Source organism: Kitasatospora sp. NPDC127121 (assembly GCF_042677305.1).
GTDB lineage: Bacteria > Actinomycetota > Actinomycetes > Streptomycetales > Streptomycetaceae > Kitasatospora.
Genome location: NZ_JBHXTQ010000001.1, coordinates 162,618 through 180,301, shown reverse-complemented (window position 1 = coordinate 180,301; position 17,684 = coordinate 162,618). Strand labels below are relative to the sequence as shown.

General features: G+C 71.7%; 12 protein-coding genes. 4 read left to right on the top strand and 8 right to left on the bottom strand.

Going from position 1 to position 17,684, the window contains the following annotated elements; all coding sequences use genetic code 11:
- Positions 1-140: 140 nt before the first annotated feature.
- Entirely contained in the window at positions 141-935 is a 795-nt protein-coding gene (locus ACFVHI_RS00750) for a hypothetical protein (protein ID WP_380334300.1), read from the top strand.
- Positions 936-941: 6 nt separating this feature from the next.
- Here ACFVHI_RS00750 and ACFVHI_RS00745 read toward each other — a convergent pair whose 3' ends face one another.
- Positions 942-3,842, bottom strand: a complete 2,901-nt coding sequence (locus ACFVHI_RS00745) for a BTAD domain-containing putative transcriptional regulator (protein WP_380334297.1) — start codon at positions 3,840-3,842, stop codon at positions 942-944.
- A 227-nt stretch (positions 3,843-4,069) separates the two neighbouring features.
- Here ACFVHI_RS00745 and ACFVHI_RS00740 point away from each other — a divergent pair, with 227 nt between their 5' ends.
- The gene (locus tag ACFVHI_RS00740) at positions 4,070-4,642 is read left to right on the top strand and encodes a hypothetical protein (RefSeq protein WP_380334294.1); all 573 of its coding nucleotides are present in this window, start codon (positions 4,070-4,072) and stop codon (positions 4,640-4,642) included.
- Positions 4,643-5,116: 474 nt separating this feature from the next.
- Complete coding sequence (locus tag ACFVHI_RS00735; protein WP_380334292.1) at positions 5,117-6,778, top strand: hypothetical protein; 1,662 nt, start codon at positions 5,117-5,119, stop codon at positions 6,776-6,778.
- Positions 6,779-6,994: 216 nt separating this feature from the next.
- Here ACFVHI_RS00735 and ACFVHI_RS00730 read toward each other — a convergent pair whose 3' ends face one another.
- Positions 6,995-7,663: a TetR/AcrR family transcriptional regulator gene (locus tag ACFVHI_RS00730; RefSeq protein WP_363367813.1), complete on the bottom strand. Its 669-nt coding sequence runs from the start codon at positions 7,661-7,663 to the stop codon at positions 6,995-6,997.
- Between the two features lie 89 nt (positions 7,664-7,752).
- Here ACFVHI_RS00730 and ACFVHI_RS00725 point away from each other — a divergent pair, with 89 nt between their 5' ends.
- Positions 7,753-10,035 (top strand): DPP IV N-terminal domain-containing protein, encoded by a 2,283-nt coding sequence (locus ACFVHI_RS00725; RefSeq protein WP_380334288.1) that lies wholly within the window; start codon positions 7,753-7,755, stop codon positions 10,033-10,035.
- Between the two features lie 365 nt (positions 10,036-10,400).
- On the opposite strand, the gene ACFVHI_RS00720 is transcribed toward ACFVHI_RS00725, so the two are convergent.
- The 6 genes from ACFVHI_RS00720 to fabF all read right to left on the bottom strand — a co-directional run bounded on the left by ACFVHI_RS00720 (position 10,401) and on the right by fabF (position 17,682).
- Entirely contained in the window at positions 10,401-11,171 is a 771-nt protein-coding gene (locus tag ACFVHI_RS00720; RefSeq protein ID WP_380334285.1) for a hypothetical protein, read from the bottom strand.
- A 259-nt stretch (positions 11,172-11,430) separates the two neighbouring features.
- The gene (locus ACFVHI_RS00715) at positions 11,431-12,687 is read right to left on the bottom strand and encodes an MFS transporter (RefSeq protein WP_380334282.1); all 1,257 of its coding nucleotides are present in this window, start codon (positions 12,685-12,687) and stop codon (positions 11,431-11,433) included.
- Between the two features lie 135 nt (positions 12,688-12,822).
- On the bottom strand, positions 12,823-13,065 hold the full coding sequence (locus ACFVHI_RS00710) for an acyl carrier protein (protein ID WP_063351933.1): 243 nt from the start codon (positions 13,063-13,065) through the stop codon (positions 12,823-12,825).
- 102 nt (positions 13,066-13,167) lie between these two features.
- Positions 13,168-14,415 carry an aminotransferase class I/II-fold pyridoxal phosphate-dependent enzyme gene (locus ACFVHI_RS00705; protein ID WP_063351932.1) on the bottom strand — a complete coding sequence of 416 codons (1,248 nt, stop codon included), beginning with the start codon at positions 14,413-14,415 and terminating at the stop codon, positions 13,168-13,170.
- A complete protein-coding gene (locus tag ACFVHI_RS00700; RefSeq protein ID WP_380334279.1) occupies positions 14,412-16,394 on the bottom strand; it encodes a condensation domain-containing protein in 1,983 nt (660 codons plus the stop codon). Before ACFVHI_RS00700 ends, ACFVHI_RS00705 begins: the two co-directional genes overlap by 4 nt.
- 10 nt (positions 16,395-16,404) lie before the next feature.
- Positions 16,405-17,682 (bottom strand): beta-ketoacyl-ACP synthase II, encoded by a 1,278-nt coding sequence (gene fabF, locus ACFVHI_RS00695; protein ID WP_380334276.1) that lies wholly within the window; start codon positions 17,680-17,682, stop codon positions 16,405-16,407.
- Between the last annotated feature and the right edge of the window lie 2 nt (positions 17,683-17,684).

The window sequence follows — 17,684 nt, the reverse complement described above, 5'->3', positions numbered from 1 at the left end:
TGCTGCGGCTGAGTGACAAAAGGAGGGCTCCCCAGGGAGGCTCACGATGTGACGAGTCGACTCCTCTTAACTTCTCCTGAGATTCGGACGCGTCGCCCAGCGGGCGGTCCAGCGTGTTCGCCACCCATGGAGGTCGTTGGATGAATCGCCGTCCCCGGGCCGCAGCGTCGCTGGCGGGCGCGGTCATCGCCCTCGCGTCCCCGTCGGCGGACGTCGCCGCGCAGGCGTCCGCACGGCATGCGTTCGGCTCCCTGTGGATTCAGGACGGGGACGGCGTGGGGGAGGGAGGACACCACGACCACAATCCCCCGCGTGACTGCCACAGTGCCCGCCGTGTCATCCTCATCGACCAGAGCTTCCGAATCATCCTGAAGAACGGCCGGCACGGGCCGGAGGCTCTCGTTCTCCAGGGGTCCACGTCATCCCCGTCCTCGTCGCCGGCAGCACCATGGGACAACTTCGCTCCTTCAACGTATTTGGACGTGAACTATCCCACCCAGACCAGCAACCAGTACGAGTGGCAGATTCGTGACTTCTTCAGGGAGCACCCGCTCTTCGTGGTGAAGGCGTTCGACCGCCACGAACGAGTCTTCTCCTTCCCGGCCACCCACTGCATCGACAAGCACGACGGCGGTGAGCGTGGTGACGGCGACCGCGGTGACGGCGCTCTTCTGTACGGGGGTGGAGCCGCCGACGGGAGCGACCCGTCCGGCTCCCCGTCACCCCAGGCGACGGACCGTCCTCAAGACGGCCAGTCTGCGTCGGAAACCCCCAGCCCCGGGGCCACCATCCCCCCTCCTCCGCGCTCCGCCACGGCCGAGGGCAGGCACAGCCGTCTGCTGAGCGCGGACCACGTCGGCATCGCGGTCGGCGGTTTGCTGGTGGTTCTGGGAGTGCTGGCCACGGCATGGATCCGACGTCGTTCCGACACGTGACACGCCTCAGGGTCGCCGGTCGGTCGTGGCGGGCGGAGTGAAACCCAGTGCGGCCAGGATCGGCAGGTTCGAGGTCAGCTGGTGCGCCGGCAGCTCCGTGTAGATCTCGTGCGCGGCGTCCCAGGCCTGACGGGAGCGCTGTTCGCGCCCCAGTGCCCGGTGGGCGGCGGCCAGTCCTGCCAAGGCGTGGGCCCGCTGGGCGGGATAGCCTGTCAGGCGGCTGCTCACGGCGAGGGACCGTTCGTAGTGCCCGACCGCCTCCTCCGGCCGCCCGAGGGCGTGCTGCGCCGCGGCCAGGGTGTTGAGCAGAGAGCAGTCCATCGGCCCGTTCCGCTGGGCCCTGGGCCGGGCGAGCACGCGGCTCGCGTGGTCCGATGCTTCCTGGTAGCGGCCCAGGAGCAGGTAGGTCGGGGCCAGGCTGGTACGGCAGAGGTCGGCCGTCCAGTCGTCGGTCTCCGGGCCGTCGGCCGTCAGCAGGTCGAGGGCCTGCTCGTAGTACTCCCCGGCGTCGGCGTAGTGGCCCGTGAAGTAGTGGTAAGCGCCGAGGTTGGCCAGGGCCCGGCCTTCGGCGCACCGGTCGCCGGCGTTGTGGGCGAGGACCCTGGCCCGCTGGAATGTCCGCCGGGACAGGGTGAGTTCGCCCAGGGCGCCCCAGACGTGGCCCAGGTCGTTGAGGCCGTGCGCCTGGGCGCTCAGGTCGCCCAGGCGGCGGGCGGCGGCCACGGCCGTCCGGCCCAGGGCCACCCCTTCGGTCTGCGGCGAAGCGCGGTGGAGGTAGCTCCACAGCAGCGCGGGCAGTTTCCAGGCCGTTTCGTCGTCCCCGTGTCCGTGAGCGTGGCGGACGGTGGCGAGCAGGTTCGCCCGCTGGTCGTCGCACCACCGGGTGGCCTGTTCGGGGCCGGTGAGGTCGGCCACCCGCAGACCCTCGGGCGGCGAGCCCAGGGGGACCCTCCGCCGCCCGGGGGTCAGCACCCGGGCAGCGGCGTGCGCGTGGTGCAGGCACCACGCGTGCCAGCGCTCGTGTAGTTCCCGCTGTTCCTCCGGGCTCTCCTCGCGGGCGCCCAGCTCGGCCGCGAAGAGCTTCAGCAGGTCGTGGAAGCGGTAGCGGCCCCGTGAGGGCTCGGCGAGCAGGTGGGCGGTGGTCAGGCGGCCGAGGAGCCGTTCGCACGCGTCGACGGCGTACGCGGACAGGGTCGCGGCGACGGGGGCGCTGATGTCCACCCCCGGGAACAGGCCGAGCCGGCGGAACAGGCGTCGGGCGGCGGGGTCGAGCGCCTGGTAGGAGAGGCCGAAGGCCGATCGCAGGGAGGATCGGTCGTCACCGTCGGCCTCCAGGGCGCCCAGGCGGTCGGTGGAGGAGGCCAGCTCGTCGGCGAAGGCGACGAGATCACGCTGCGGCCGATCGCGTAGCTGGGCCGCGGCGATGCCGAGCGCCAGCGGGAGGTGCCCGCAGGCGTCGAGCAGCCGGGCGCCGGCCTGCCGCTGCGCCTCGGCGGTGCCGGCGGTGTCGGCGCCCAGGATGCGGGCGAGCAGCGCCTGCCCCTCGGCGGGGGTGAAGCCGTCGAGCGCGACCCGGTGGGCGCCCTCGCGGGCGACGAGTCCGGTGAGACGGTCCCGGCTGGTGATCACGACGGCGCAGCCGCTGCCGCCCGGTAGCAGTGGCCTGACGTGCTCCGGGCCGGCGGCGTCGTCGAGGACGACGAGCATCCGCCGCTCCGCCAGCAGCGACCGGTAGAGCGCGGACGCCTCGTCCAACTGAGCCGGTATGGACTCGGCCGTCACGCCCAGCGCGCGCAGGAACGCCGCCAGCACCCCGTGCGGGGAGCGGGGGCCGGCGGCGGACCAGCCCCGCAGGTCCGCGAACAGCCGTCCGTCGGGGAACCGCTCCCGCGTGAGGTGGGCCCAGTGCAGCGCCAGCACGGACTTCCCGACTCCGGCGGCACCCGTGATCACGGCGCACGGTGCCGCCGTTGGGCGGGCGCCGGGCTCCCCGGTGGCCAGCACCCGGTCCAGTACGAGCAGTTCGGGGGCGCGGCCGACGAAAACGGAGAGGCCGGAAGGGAGTTGCTCGGGTCTCGGGTCCGCCGGGGGCGCCGCAGGGGCGACGCCGGTGGTCGGGGCGGTCCGGTCCGGACGGGCGGTCGGTGCCGGATGGGTGGTCGGTGCCGGTGAGGGTGTTGGTGCCGGACAGGGGAGGAGGAGGGCCCGTTGGAGGGCCTGGGCCTCAGGTGTCGGGTCCAGCCCGAGGTCCTCGGAGAGTCGGGAGGCGTGGCGCCGGTAGGCCTCCAGCCCGTCGCCGTGTCGGCCCGAGCGGTGCAGGGCAGTCAGCAGCTGCCGCACCAGGCGGTCACGGAGCGGGAAATCGGCGACCAGGCCGGTCAGTTCCGCGGCGACCTCGCGGTGCCGCCCCGCCTCCAGCTCCAGTTCGTAGAGCCGCTCCAGCACGGCCATCCGCTGCTCCTCCAGGCCGGTCGCGAGGGCGGCAAAGACCAGGCCGGGCAACCCGTCCAGTGCGGGGCCGCGCCACAGCTCCAGGGCTTCGCGCAACCGGGGGACGGCCTGCGCCGCGTCCAGGTCCGCTGCCGCCGCGACCCGGGAGGCGAACAGGCGGTGGTCCACCCGGGCGTCGTCCGCCACCAGCCGGTAGCCCGCGCCGTCGGTCACGATGGGGGAGGCCGCCCCCGTGCCGAGCATGCGGCGCAGCAGGCCGACCATGTTGCGGATCTGGCGGTCCGCCGTGGCCGGAGGGTCCTGGTCCCAGACCGTGTCGACCAGTCGGGCGACCGGGACGGTCCGGTTCGAGTGCGTCACGAGCATCGCCAGCAGACTCCGCTGACGGCGCCCGCCCAACCGTACGGGAGCGGCCCCGGCCCACACCTCCAGGGACCCCAGGATCCTGAACTCCATGTCCCCCCCCACCGGCGATACCGAGGCACCTCCCTTGGGAGACGCCGGTGTTGACGAAGCGTCACTCCGCGCCCGGGTGTGTCACCTGAGCTGTCACGTGCCGGCACGCGGCAGCGCGCGTCACGACAAAGCAGTGATCAGATCATGCCAGAATCGTGCAGCCGATTGAGAGGGTTGCCGTGCACCGGCCGAAAGGCGCCGGTCTTCGACCCAGGAGTTGATCAACCATGGCACGCTCCCTCAAGCGCATCGGAGCCGTCCTCGCGGCGACGGCGATCGCACTGTCCCTGTCCGGCGCGGCCACGGCCGTCGCTCGACCCACGACGGCCGCAGACTCGACCCGACACTGCGTGGTGAACGCGCAGGGCGGCCAGGCGCAGTGCTTCGGCACCTACCGGGAGGCCATCAGCCATGCCACCGGCGGGCGGGTCGCCGACGCTCCGTCGACCGCCGCCGAGGCCGCCCGCGACAGCGCGTTCGCGAAGGAGCTGAACAGCCCGGCCGGCCTCTCCGACCTGGTGGTCCTGGGGACGATCTACCAGGACTTCTTCTTCGGCGGCCAATCGGTGACCTTCACCGGCCCGCACGCGTGCTACAACGGGAACGCCGCCGACTACTCCTTCGACATCCCCGCCCCGCTCCAGGACCACGTCTACTCGGTGCGCCCGTACGCCAACTGCTGGTTCAACCTGTTCACCGGATTCCAGGCCACCGGCTACGAGAGCCCCAGCTACAAGGGTGAGACCGTCTCGGTGGACGAGGCCTGGCGGACCCACTCCAAGTCGTTGACGCTCGGCTGAGCCACGGTCCCGACACCCCCACTCCGCCCACTCGGCGGGCCCCTCCCCGGCAATCCCGGCAGCTGCGGGGGCACGGCCGGGGCAGGGGCGCATGACCTGCCAGCGGTACCTGTCCCGCTTCGCCGCCAGCGATGACGGGACAGGGCTGTTGGTGCAGACGTCGGTCACGAGGGGCTGGTGGATCGAGGGGTCTTGGTAAGGACGTGTTCGTGAGTCGAGTCCGGCGAGGGAGAGCGCCGGAACCTCCGGGCTGGCCGGAACGGGCCTGGGCCGATTCAGGCCAGCCGAAGGCCCTTTCGAGGCTCCTGACCTGTGGTGAGACTGGTGACCGCCGCCAGGGAGCACCTGCCCGGGGCAGCACACCGGACCAGGTGTCACCGATCGCTGCTCCTGGAGGGCAGCCGTCACGGCCCGGTGTGTGCCGAGCACCACGCACGGCCGATCCCACCCCTTTCTCCCCGCTGGAGCACCGTCATGCCTTCGAAGACGTCCAAGCTGCTGCGCGTCACGCTCGCCGCCGCCATCGCCGCCTCCGGTGCCGTCGTCGTCACGGCCGTCACCGCCGGGAGTTCGTACGCGGCGACGACCTCCTCGGTCGGCGGCCAGATCACCCGCTCGGAGATCCTCGCCCGCGCCCAGTTCTGGTACGGCAAGAACATCGGCTACGACCAGGGCGGCTCGTACCCGGACTCCTCCGGCCGCGGCTACCGCACGGACTGCTCGGGCTACGTCTCGATGGCCTGGCACCTCGGCACCAGCGCCAACACGCAGGGCCTCGCGGACAGCTTCACCTACCAGATCAGCCGCAGCGACCTGATGCCGGGCGACATCCTGAACTCGTACTACGACCACGTCATCCTCTTCGAGAAGTGGGACGACGCCGCCCACACCACCTTCTCGTACTACTCCTTCGGCAGCACACCGGTGAAGCACCGGACCGGCGTCTCGATCAACGCCGCGTCCCTCGACTCGCACCCGAACGGCGACTACAAGGCGCTGCGCTACAAGAACGTCGTCAACGACCCGGCGCCGGGTTCGGCGTGGGTGCCGGCGTTGGGTGACGGTGGTTCGGTGAGTGGTGCTGATGGTACGGCTTACACGTTCACCCGTAGCGTTGATGGTCATCTTCAGGGGACTGTCAGGTATCCGACCGACAAGTGGGCGAGCGTTGACCTCACGAATGTCGTGGGTACTCCGATTTCGGCGGGTGGTGCGCCCAGTGCCTTCGCGATGAAGAACGGTGTCACCGGCGTGGTCAGTGCCAACGCCGCCAACGGGCACCTGCAGATCACGTATCGCGACGCCGCCGACAAGTGGGCGACCAGCGACCTCACCAACCAGGTCGGTACGCCGGTCACCGGAGGTGCGGTCCGTGCAACGACGGACCCCGATGGCACGCTTGCCATCTACTCGCGTGGTTCGACGGATGGCGGGCATCTGAGTCTCACTGCTCTTCAGCCGAACGGGAGTTGGGCGACCGTTGACCTGACGAACGTCGTCGGCACCCCGGTTTCGGCGGGTGGGGTGCCTGCGACCTTCACCCAGAAGAACGGGACCGTCGGCGTGGCCAGCGCGAATGCCGCCAACGGCCACTTGCAGATCACCTACAAGGACACCGCCGGCCAGTGGGCGACCACGGACCTCGCCAACCAGGCCGGCACACCCGCCACCGACGGCGCCGTCAGTGCCACCACGGACTCCGATGGCACCCTCATGATCTACTCCCGCAGCACGGACGGTCATCTTCAGGGCACCGCCAGGTATGCGAACGGCCAGTGGGCGACGGTAGACCTGACGAACGTCGTCGGCGCCCCGGTCTCGGCCGGTGGCGCGCCCAGTGCTTTCACCATGAAGAACGGTGTCACCGGCGTGGTCAGTGCCAATGCGGCCAACGGCCACTTGCAGATCACCTACAAGGACACCGCCGACAAGTGGGCGACTACCGACCTCACCGCCAAGGTCGGCACCCCGGTGACGGACGGCGCCGTCAGCGCCACCACCGACCCCGACGGCACCCTCGCCGTCTACTCCCGCAGCTCCCTCAACGGCGGCCACATCAACCTCACCGCCCTCCAGCCGAACGGCAGCTGGGCCGCGGTCGACCTCACCAACATCGTCGGCACCCCCGCCAGCTGACCCACCAACCAGACCGACGGTGAAACGGCCCGGCCCTGAAGAGGCCCTGTCCCATCATCAGTGGTACCGAAGCGTGACGGGCGTCGCTGACGGCTCATGCGAGATGTCAACGAGCTTGTGAGTGTGGTGTTTTCGGGATTACGGGGCAGCGCCCGGTGACCGGTGTGTCTCCCAATCACGGAAGAGCAGCTCATGAGCGCCGCCGGCGTCAGGGCGTCAGGGCGATCGTGGGAGCGAGGCGAGGATGGCGTCGAGGCCGAACTCGAAGACGTCCCGCTGGGTGAAGGTCGGGAAGTCGACGGTGGTGGCGTGCATCGCCGGGTACACCTCGGCCGGGAGGCGGGCCCACTGTTGGCGGACCCGTTCCCAGTGCTGCGGGTCCTCGTCCCAGACTCGGCGGACGGGGTAGAGCGTGGCGCAGCCGAGGACGAAGCGGATCAGCGTGGCGAGCAGGCCGATCGCCGTCCGGTGGTCGACCTGCAGTCGCGCCAGGCGGGCGTAGATCTGTTCGGACATGCGGGCCTCGACGTCGCCGACTCCGTCGGAGGGGGTGTTGATCTGCAGGAGGGCCGGGTGCGTGATGAACAGCTCGAAGTAGGCGTGCATCACCTGCCGGAGCCATGCGACGTCGTCGAGGTCGGGGTCGGGCCACTGGAATCGGCTCAGCAGTTCCGCGGTGACGGCGAGGAGGATCGCGTCCTTGTCGCGGAAGTGCGTGTAGAGCGACATCGGGCGGACGCCGAGGTGGTCGGCGAGCCGACGGATGGTCACCGCGTCCAGTCCGTCGCGGTCGATCAGTTCGATCGCCGCGTGGACGATGGCCTCGGGGCTGAGGGTGCCGCGGGGTGCGCGAGCGGGCGCTGTCTTGTGTCTGGGCGATGACATTGGGGTTCCTGATTCGTTCGGGACCGCAGTTCCATCAGCGTACCGTACGCTGTACTGTTCCTGGATCGAGACTGATTCCAGGAGGCCGGATGTCCATGAACGCACTCCCCGCCATCGCCTACGACCGAGCTGAGCGGATGCTGCTGCACAACCGATCCCGGCTCGCCCTGCGGGCCAAGGCGAAGCCCGTCTGGATCGGCGGCGGCGAGAGGTTCTGGTACCGGGTCGAGACCGAGCGGGGCGGCGAGTTCGTGCTGGTCGACCCCGCCGCCGGGACCCGGGGGCCGGCGTTCGACCCCGAACGACTCGCCGCCGCGCTGGCGTCCGCCGCCGGCCAGCCGGTCCAGCCGTACGCACTGCCGTTCCGGGCGGTCGAGTTCGCGGACGGGACGGTCGCGTTCGACGCGTTCGGCGCGCGCTGGACCTGCCGGCTGGCCGACTACCGGTGCGCGCGGGACGAGAAGCACGCCGAACCCGCACCGCTGGAAGTCGCCTCGCCGGACAAGAAGTGGGCGGCGTTCCGCCGCGACCACGACCTGTGGGTGCGTTCGGCCGAGACGGGCGAGGAGTTCGCGCTCACCGCCGACGGCACCGCGGATCGCAGCTACGCGGCCCACCCCGACGCGGCGGTCCCCACCCACCTGCTCGGCAAGCTCGGTCTTGCGGACATGCCGCCGGCGCTGCTGTGGTCGCCGGACTCGGCGCGCATCCTCACCCACCGCACCGACCAGAGCGATGTCGCCCTGATGCACCTGGTCGAAGCCGTCCCGCCGGATGGCGGCCGGCCGCGCCTGCGCAGCTACCACTACCCGGTCCCCGGCGAGCCGATGACCTGCGGCGAGTGGATCGTCTTCGACGTCGCGTCCCGGACCGCGACACCCGCCAAGACCGACCCGTTCCTGCTGCCCTACATGTCACCTGTCACGCTGAAGAAGGCGTGGTGGGCCAAGGACAGCACGGCCGTCTACTACCTGGATCAGCCCCGTGACCTCCGGACGTTGCGGCTGCACGCACTCGACCCGGCGACCGGCGAGGTGCGCACCCTGGTCGAGGAGCACGGCGACACGCGGGTGGAGGCCGCGCAGGAGATCACCCAGAAGCCGATCGTGCACGTGCTCGCCGGCGGCCGCGAGACGCTGTGGTACTCCCAGCGCGACGGCTGGGGGCACCTGTACCGCTACGAGGACGGGGAGCTGGTCGAACAGCTCACCCGAGGGCCGTTCGCGGTGCAGCAGATCGTGCACGTCGACGAGGCGGAACGGGTCGCGTACGCCGTCGTCTCAGGACTGGTCCAGGCCGACCCGTACCGACGGTCGCTGGTCCGGGTCGGCCTGGACGGCGGCGGGATCGCCAAGCTCACCGACGACGATCTGGACCACGTGATCACCGCGCCGGAACACGGCCGCTGGTTCGTCGACTCCGCGTCGACCGTCGACACCCCGCCGACGATCACCGTGCGTGACCGGGGCGGAGCCGTGCTGGTCGAGCTGGAACAGGCCGACATCACACCGCTGCTGGCCGCCGGCTGGACGCCGCCGGAGCGGGTCAGGACCCTGGCCGCCGACGGCGTCACCGAGATCTACGGCGTCCTCTACAAGCCCCACGGCTTCGACGCCGCGCAGCGCTACCCGGTGATCGACCACCCCTACCCGGGCCCGCAGATCCACCGGGTAGCGGCCTCCTTCGACCCGGGCGCCTACGGCTACGACGCCGAGGCGGTGGCGGCGCTGGGCTTCGCGGTGCTGGCCGTCGACGGCCGCGGAACGCCCGGCCGGGACAAGGCCTTCCACGACCACGCCCACCGCAACATGGGCAGCGCGGGTGCGCTCGAAGACCATGTCGCGGCGCTGCGCCAACTCGCGCAAGCGCGTCCGTGGCTGGACCTGGACCGGGTCGGCATCTTCGGCGTCTCCGGCGGGGGATTCACCACCGCCCGCGCCCTCCTGGCGTTCCCCGACTTCTACAAGGTCGGCGTGGCCGAGGCCGGCAACCACGACAACCGCCACTACCACGCGCTGTGGGCCGAGTCCTACGACGGACCGTTCGACCCGGACGCCGGGGCCCGGCTGTCCAACACCGAGCTGGCCGGGAACCTGGTCGGCAAACTACTGCTCGTCCACGGCGACATGGACGACAACGTGACACCGCATCTGACGATGCGGCTGGTCGACGCGCTGATCGCCGCGAACAAGGACTTCGACCTGCTGATAGTCCCCGGCGTCGAGCACAGCTTCCTCGGCCGCAGCGGCTACGTCGCCCGACGCCGCTGGGACTACCTGGTGCGCCACCTCATGCACCGCGAGCCGCCGGCCGGCTACCGGCTGGCGGACGTCCCGCTCTCCCTGGAACTGCTCGAAGCCCTCTTCAGCTGACGTGGAAAGGACCTTCCCCATGCCCACCTTCTCTGCCCGGGCCCGGCCCTTCTTCTTGAACCGCGAGTAGCCGCCGGCCCGGCCGACACGACGGCCCGGCCGGCGAGTCGAACCAGTTCCCGAACGCCGTGTCCGCATCGATGAACGCGGACTGGAACGCGTCGGTGGATACCTCATGCCACCACGGACACGGCGCCGGCGGACCATGGAAGCTGCCCTCACGGTCTCGGGGCACCTCGACCTCGACCGGGCCGGCGAGCACGTCGGCGGGTGCGACGGGGAGGTGGTGGCCGTAGGAGGTGTCCAGTTCCAGGTCCGTCATCAGGTCGGCGAATCGCCGACTCTCTCCTACGGCCCGACGGGGCTCATGAGAAGGAGCTGCTACTTCCGGCGAAGGGGCTGGGCTCCGCCGAGGGGCTGAGCTCGCCCGGAGCGCTGGGTGCGGCCGGGGAACCGGGCGTGGCCGGGAGGCTGGGCACGGCTGAGGGGCTGAGCTCGTCCGAGCGGTTGGGGGTGGCCGAGGGGCTGGGTGCGGCCGAGGAAGCGGGCGTGGCTGAGGGGCTGAGCTCGTCCGAGCGGTTGGGCGTGGCGGAGGGGCTGAGCTCGTCCGAGCGGCTCGGGTACGGCTGAGGGGCCGGCTGTGGTCGAGCGCCGCTGGGCCTGGCGGAGGGGCTGGGTGAGGCTGAGGAACTGGGCTTGGCGGAGGGGCTGGGCGTGGCCGAGGAGCCGGACTTGGCGGAGGGGCTGGGCTTGGCCGAGGCGCTCGACGTTGCCGAGGGACTGGCCGTGGCCGAGGGGCTCGGGCGGGGGTCGTGGGGGCAGAGCACGTCGGGGTCTTTGAACCCGTAGCTCAGGCCCCAGTCCCTGTCGCAGCCGCCCCAGTAGGCTCTCACCCAGCCGCAGTAGGGCCCGCCGTAGCTGAAGCAACGGGGCACCGAGTCGTCCGAGTCCGGATCGGTGGAGGGTGACCAGGATGATTCGGCTTCGCTCTGCGAGGCGCCGAGGGCGTTGACCGTGCGGACCTGGGTGGCGTCGGAACTCTGGGACGTCCCGCCCATGAAGAGGACGGTCAGGCCGAAGGCTGAGGCGGAGGCCGCCACGATTGAAGCGGCGAGAGCGCGGCGGGTGGAGCGCATGACTGGTCCTCTTGGCTTCGTGGTCTGTGGCACGTGGGATTGCACTCCGGGCACGAGCACCGCCGCTGTGAGCGCCGGAGATAAACATATGGTCTGACGACCGTTCGATCGTTGGCGAAGCGCCGCTCAGGCGGCCGTGCTCCGGTTTTTCACTCGAAGGGTCCCGCCTCGACCCACGTGCCGCGACCGCGCGCAGATCTTCGTCGACGGGGGCCTCGGCCGGGCCCGGTGATCGGCGGATGACCGGTGATCGACACGGTCAACGCAGGGAGCGGATCGCCGGGCTCGTGGCGACCAGGCCGGCGCACGCCAGGACGGCGCTGCCACAGACCAGGAACAGCGTGGTCGTGCCGTAGGGGAGCAGGGCGCCAGCGATCACGTAGGAGAACGGGTCGAACGCCACCGTGGCCAGCACGACGAGACTGAGCACTCGGCCCAGCAGTTGCTCGGGCACCCGCTCCTGCAGAGTGGCCACGACGACCACTCCGAGGAACCCGGATCCGAGGCCGATCAGCGAGACGACGGCGGTTGCGGCGACGACGTGGGTGACGGCGGCGAGTGCGGCCATGCCTGCGCCGATCGCCGCGACACCGCCGACCACGGTCCGGCCGCGCCGGGCGGGCGGCCGCCACCCGGCCATCAGTGAGCCGGCCAGTGAGCCGGCACCGAAACCGGAGAGCACGACGCCCAGGGATCCCGCGCCGCCGAGGCGTTGATCGGCGAGCACCGCGCCGCCCACCAGCACGGGGCCCACGACCGCGATGTTGATCAGGGCGATGGCGGCCAGCATCCCTCGTACCAGTGGTTCGTGCCAGGCGTATCCCAAGCCCACGCCGAGGGCACGCGCACTGCTGAACTGCTCGCCGTCGACGGCGGCCGGACCGGCGTCGACCCCGGCACCTTCGCCACGCCGTACCACCCGGATCAGTGTGCTGAGGACGACGGCGGCCAACGCGGCCATCGCCACGATCCCACCGAGCGTCGCGGCGAAGCCGACTGCGGCGATGCATCCGGCGGCCACCGCCGGGCCGACCAGGTCGCCCCCCGACTCCACGCCCTGCACCAGACCGTTGACCCGGGAGAGCTTGTCGGTCGGCACGACGGCGGGTAGCAACGCCAGGGCCGCCGGGAAGTACGCGGCGTCGGCGGCGCCGAGCAGCCCGCCGAGCAGCGCGACCGTCGTCAACGACGGTGAGGTGAAGGTGACCAGGGCGCCGAGGGCGAGCAGGACGGCGACCCGGAGCCAGGCGGCGCCGGCCACGACACGGGCGGGACCGAGGCGGTCGACCAGTACTCCCGCAGGAGGCAGGAGCACCGCTCGCGGCAGCGCCACGGCCACCAGAACCAACCCCGTGGCGATTCCGGGTTCCGACAGGTCGAGCACGAAGAGCGTGAGCCAGACGATGAACAGCGCATCGACCACGGCCGCCAGCCCTTGACCCGCGATCAGGCGGCGCAGGTGCGAATCGCCGAGCGGTTCGCGCGGAAGGGGCGGGGCAGTCGGCTCCGTCGTCATCGGTGGCTCTCCGGGGCTCGGGTACGGGGCATCAGCCATGGCGTGGCGGCGGCCCACCGGCAACGCCGGCGGCGCCGGCGCCGGGCGTCACTATGCGACGTGGGTGCCCCCGTCGAAGAGCCGTCCCGGCGGCGGTCACCGGTGCTCGGCGACGTAGTTCACCGCGTCGCCGACGGTCCTCAACCCCGTGACCCGGTCGTCCGGGATCTTCACCTCGAACCTGTCCTCGACCGCCACGGCGATCTCCATCATGGCCAGGGAGTCGACGTCGAGGTCGTCGGTGAACGACGTCTCGGCGCTCACCTCGGCGGAGTCGATGCCGAGGACCTCTTCGACGATCTCGGCAATGGCGTTGAGGATGTCGATGTAGTCCACCACGGGTTCCTCTCTCTGGGGATGGGGATGGGGATGGGGTCGATCATCGGTCGGTGAGGAGCCTCGGTGCGGCGAGCCCCGGTGCGGCGGGCCTCGGTGGGGACGTCAGAGCCCGAGGCGTCGCCGGTAGGCGAGGAGGGTGCGCAGGAAGCCGTCCAGCTGCTCCTCGGTGTGGCCCGCGTGCGGGAACAGGCGCAGGAGCGCCTGGTTGCGTGAGACGGCCGGGTAGGAGAAGACGGGGACGAGGTAGCCGTCCTCGACGAACCACTCCCGCATCTGCAGGGCGGCGGCGTCGCTTCCGATCGGCACCGAGAGCATGTACGACTCGGTCGGCGTCGTCGCCGTGCCGGCCTCGTGCATCTGTTGGCGAAGGCGGGCGGCATGCGCCAGGTAGTCGTCGACGATCCCCGGAGTGCCGGCGAGGACGTCGATCGTGCGGTCGGCGGCGTAGGCGGTCGGCGGCTGGATGGCGGCCGTGAACATCGAGGTGCCGGAGAGCAGTTCGAAGGCGTCGATGGCCGCCGCCGGCCCGGCGATCGCGCCGCCTTCCAGACCGATGGCCTTCGACAGCGACACCATGACGAAGTCGGCCCGCTCCCGGATCGCGGCCGCCTCCCGGGCGTAGGGGCGGTTCTCGGGCCCGTAGACCATGAAGCCGTTCGCATCGTCGATCATGCTGACGGCGCCGTGCCGGTCGCACTCGTCGAGGATCTCCACGATCGGCCCCATGGTGCCGTCGGCCGAGTAGATGCTCTCGGCGATCACCACGGTCTTGCGGGTGCGGGCCCGGTCCAGGACGCGTGCCAGGTCGGAGACGTCGTTGTGCCGGAACGCGTGGACGTTGCGGCCGTAGTCAAGTCCCTGGAGGCCCTTCCAGATGCTCCAGTGGACGTCGCGGTCGACGACGAACACGGTGTCGTGGTTGCGCACCTCGATCCCGGCGTCGAAGTGCGCGGAACTGCTCATGGCGTGGACGAACCCGATGTTGGCCAGGAGCCCCGTGGCGAAGCTGATGGCTCGTTCCTTGCCGGTGTGACGGGCGATCGTCGCCTCCAGCACCTGGTGCGGGCGGCAGATCCCCTGGGTCATCCTGGACCCGCTGGTGCTCAGGCCGTGGGCGAGCGCCCCCTCCGCGAAATGACGCCGTACCGGGACGTGGCGCTCCAGATCGAGGAAGCTGATGCTGGCGAAGTTCACCAGCTCGCGGCCGTTGCGGACGATGGTCGGCCCGACCGGACCGTCCACCACCGGCGGGCGGTACGCCGTGTCGTGGGTGTTCGCCTCGACGAAGGCGGCGAAGGCCCACGGGGCCAGGCGGTCCGCGGACGGGCCGGCGGTGCGGGACGCGGTCATGGCGAGGTTTCTCCTCCACGATGGGCGCGGGGCGGTGAGGGCTCCAGGGCGGTGGCAAGGTGGCCGAGCGAGGCCGTTCCGGCCAGTTCGTCCGGCGCGATCCCGGTGAAGCCGAACCGGTGGAGCAGCGCCAGCAGACGGGGGACGGCGACCAGGGTGACTCCGTGGTCGGCCAGGCAACGGTTCATGTCCACGGCGTCAGGGCTGTCGGAGGGGCTGCCCGGCAGGCCGCCGGGTGTGACAGCGGCCACGGCGGCGGCCAGCGCCCGTTCGGCGTCTGTCGTGGGCGGGCGAGACGGGATCCGCAGCGTTCCCGTGTCGGTGGTGGGGGTGGAGGACCGGCCGGATCCGGGACCGGCCGGGGACAGGACGTAGCGGCCCGGGGCCGCGATACCGGGCACTTCGTCGAGGTGGTCCAGGACGTGGCGGTGGAGGTCCTCGGGGGTGACATCGGGGGCGGTGCGAGCGTGTGCGACGAGGTGCGGTTCGCCTTGCCCCGCGGCGTCCCCGCTGGGCGCCACCGTCACGTCGAGCACTCCGGCGTGGCCGCGCAACACGTCCTCGACCTTGGCCGGGCACACCCACCCCTGCGGGGCGCGCCACCATCCGGAGGCGGCCGGTGTCAGCGGGCGCGCCGGAACCGGGCACTCGGCACCGCCGGCGAGCGCGCGCAGGAAGGCGCACAGACGGACGGGCAACGCCAAGGCCTGCCCGGCGTCGAGCAGGTGGTCCCCGACGGTGACATCGAGGGTGACGGCCCCCGCGTCGAGGCTGAGGTCGACGTAGAGCGTGTCGCAGGGCTCGTCGGGCGCGCTGCGGATCCAGGTGGCGGACGCGTCCGGCAAAGTGTCGTGGGCGGGGGCCGGGTACCCGGGGACCAGGTAGTCGCGCGGCCACGAGTAGCAGTTGTACTCGATGGTGGGCACGGTCACGACACCGAGGCGACGGTGCATCCGCGCCTCGGCGGCGACCAGTTCCGCGGGGCGCCACTGACCGTGCCGGTAGGCGGCGGCGGAGGCGGCGGCCACCGAGGCGACCACCTCGCCGAACGCCGCGCCCGGGCGGAGGTCGATCTGCACCGGAACCGTCAGGGCCCGGACGCCGACGCTGTTGCGCAGAGCGGCCCGAGCCCGGTTGGAGACGACCACGGACGCGAGGAACCGGTGTTCACCGGTGCGGCCGGCGACGTCGTGGGCCAGCGCCGCGAGCACGACGACCTCCGGGCTGACCCGATGGCGCCGGGCGACGCGGTGGAGATCGTCGTACGCACCCACCGAGCGGTGCTGGAGGCGGTGGCGCCCGGCGCCGTCGTCGGCCCCGCCGAACGGTGCCAGCACGCCGGTCGGATTGCTCGCGCGACGCGCGAGCCACTCGTGCTCCGCCGCGCGGGCGCGTTCCAGGGGCTGGGCGGCGACCGTGTCGAGCGGGTGCACGGACGCCTCCGCCGGCGCGCCGACACCGCGCAGTTGATCGTGCAGTTGGTCGTGCAACTGGTTGATCAGCACCGCCAGCCCCCAGCCGTCGATCAGCACGTGGTGGGCGGCCAGCAGGACCGCACGCGGCCTTCCCGCCACGAGCAGCACCCTGGCGAGCCAGGGCGGATTCCGCTCGGGATCGATCGGGCGGGCGGCCAGCGCCGCGGTGGCGGCCTCCAGGGTGCCGGCATCGACGGCCGGGACGTCGAGGTGGTCGACCGGCAGCGGGGCCCAGTCCGCGCGGTGGACGTGCTGGATCGGGCGGAGCGGGTCGACCGTGGTGCGCAGCGCCTCGTGACGGGCGGTGAGGGAGGCCAGTGCCACGTGGACGTCGGCGAGGGTTGCCGGGGGCGGGACGTGGCAGTGGTCGGCGAGCGGCGTCGGGTTCACCCGCCGTGCTGCGGGAATGGTGCGTTCGAACCAGTGCCACTGCTGGACCCAGGTCAGCGGCCCGCTGCGGGTGACGGCGGCGGCGCTCGGGGTCGGCTCCGGGAGGCGGTTCACGGCCGGGCCCTCACACCGCTCGGACCACGAGAGCGGCATTGTGGCCGCCGAAGCCGAACGAGTTGCTGAGAGCGATCCGCATCCGCTCGTGGTGCTGCGCCCGGTGCGGCACGAAGTTGATGTCCGGGTCGATCGGCTCGTCGCAGTTGATGGTCGGTGGGACGTCACCCGTGCGCAGGACCTGGATCGAGGCCACGAGCTCGACCGCTCCGGCGGCACCGATCATGTGCCCCGTCATCGACTTGGTGGAGCTGACCGGGATCCGGGTGACACGATCACCCAGCACCTTGCGCAGGACGGCCGTCTCGGTGGCGTCGTTCAGCACCGTTCCGGTGCCGTGCGCGTTGACGTAGTCCACGTCCGCCCCCGTGATCCCCGCGTCGCGCAGCGCCGCCTCGACGGCGAGGCACGCGCCCCGCCCCTGCGGATGCGGGGCGGTCCAGTGATGAGCGTCGGAACTCGCTCCGTAACCCGCGAGTTCGGCCAGAGCCGCCGCCCCTCGCCGGTCGGCCACCTCGGCGGCCTCCAGCACCACCACGGCGGCCCCCTCGCTCATCACGAACCCGTCGCGGTGCGCGTCGAACGGCCGGCACGCCGCAGTCGGGTCGTCGTTGCGCCTGGACAGCGCGCGGGCGTTGCCGCTGCCCGCGAGGTCGACGGTGGTGACGCAGGCGTCGGCGCCGCCGACCAGGACGACGTCCGCCTCCCCGTTGCCGATCATGCGCATCCCCGCGCCCACCGCGTCCGCGCCGCTGGCGCACGCCGTGCTCTGGGCCCGGCTGGGCCCCTGGGTGCCGAGACGCATGCTGATCTCGCAGGCAGCGCTGTCCATGGCGGTGGTGACCTGGGTGAACGGGCTGATGCCCCGCGGCCCCTTGTCGCGCAGCGTGTTCGCGGCGCGGTAGATCGCCCCGACCGGGCCGTAGCCACTGCCGATGATCACGGCGACCCGCGGCGCCAGGCGGTCGTCGACGACGAGTCCGGCGTGCTCGCACGCCTCCAGCGCCGCGGCGAGGGCGTACTGCGCGTACGGGTCGGCGCGGCGGCTGACCGTCGGCGGCATGTAGCGGCCGGGTGTGAAGCCGCGCACCTGGCCGCCGATCCGGACTCCGAGACCGGTCACGTCGATCGCGTCCACGGTGGCGATGCCGCTGCGGCCGGCGAGCATCGCCGCCCAGGTCTCGCCGACACTGTGGCCGAGCGGCGTCACCGCCCCGTACCCGGTGACCACCACCTGGCGCCGGGGCCGGCTGCGCCCGGCGTCGCCCCGCTCTCCTGCGTTCGTCACTG

Excerpts from the sequence above, each read along its gene's own strand:
- ACFVHI_RS00725 (WP_380334288.1), top strand. The coding sequence starts at position 7,753 with ATGTCCATGAACGCACTCCCCGCCATCGCCTACGACCGAGCTGAGCGG.
- ACFVHI_RS00715 (WP_380334282.1), bottom strand. The coding sequence starts at position 12,687 with ATGACGACGGAGCCGACTGCCCCGCCCCTTCCGCGCGAACCGCTCGGC.
- ACFVHI_RS00740 (WP_380334294.1), top strand. The coding sequence starts at position 4,070 with ATGGCACGCTCCCTCAAGCGCATCGGAGCCGTCCTCGCGGCGACGGCG.
- ACFVHI_RS00720 (WP_380334285.1), bottom strand. The coding sequence starts at position 11,171 with ATGCGCTCCACCCGCCGCGCTCTCGCCGCTTCAATCGTGGCGGCCTCC.
- ACFVHI_RS00735 (WP_380334292.1), top strand. The coding sequence starts at position 5,117 with ATGCCTTCGAAGACGTCCAAGCTGCTGCGCGTCACGCTCGCCGCCGCC.
- ACFVHI_RS00730 (WP_363367813.1), bottom strand. The coding sequence starts at position 7,663 with ATGTCATCGCCCAGACACAAGACAGCGCCCGCTCGCGCACCCCGCGGC.
- ACFVHI_RS00705 (WP_063351932.1), bottom strand. The coding sequence starts at position 14,415 with ATGACCGCGTCCCGCACCGCCGGCCCGTCCGCGGACCGCCTGGCCCCG.
- ACFVHI_RS00750 (WP_380334300.1), top strand. The coding sequence starts at position 141 with ATGAATCGCCGTCCCCGGGCCGCAGCGTCGCTGGCGGGCGCGGTCATC.
- ACFVHI_RS00745 (WP_380334297.1), bottom strand. The coding sequence starts at position 3,842 with ATGGAGTTCAGGATCCTGGGGTCCCTGGAGGTGTGGGCCGGGGCCGCT.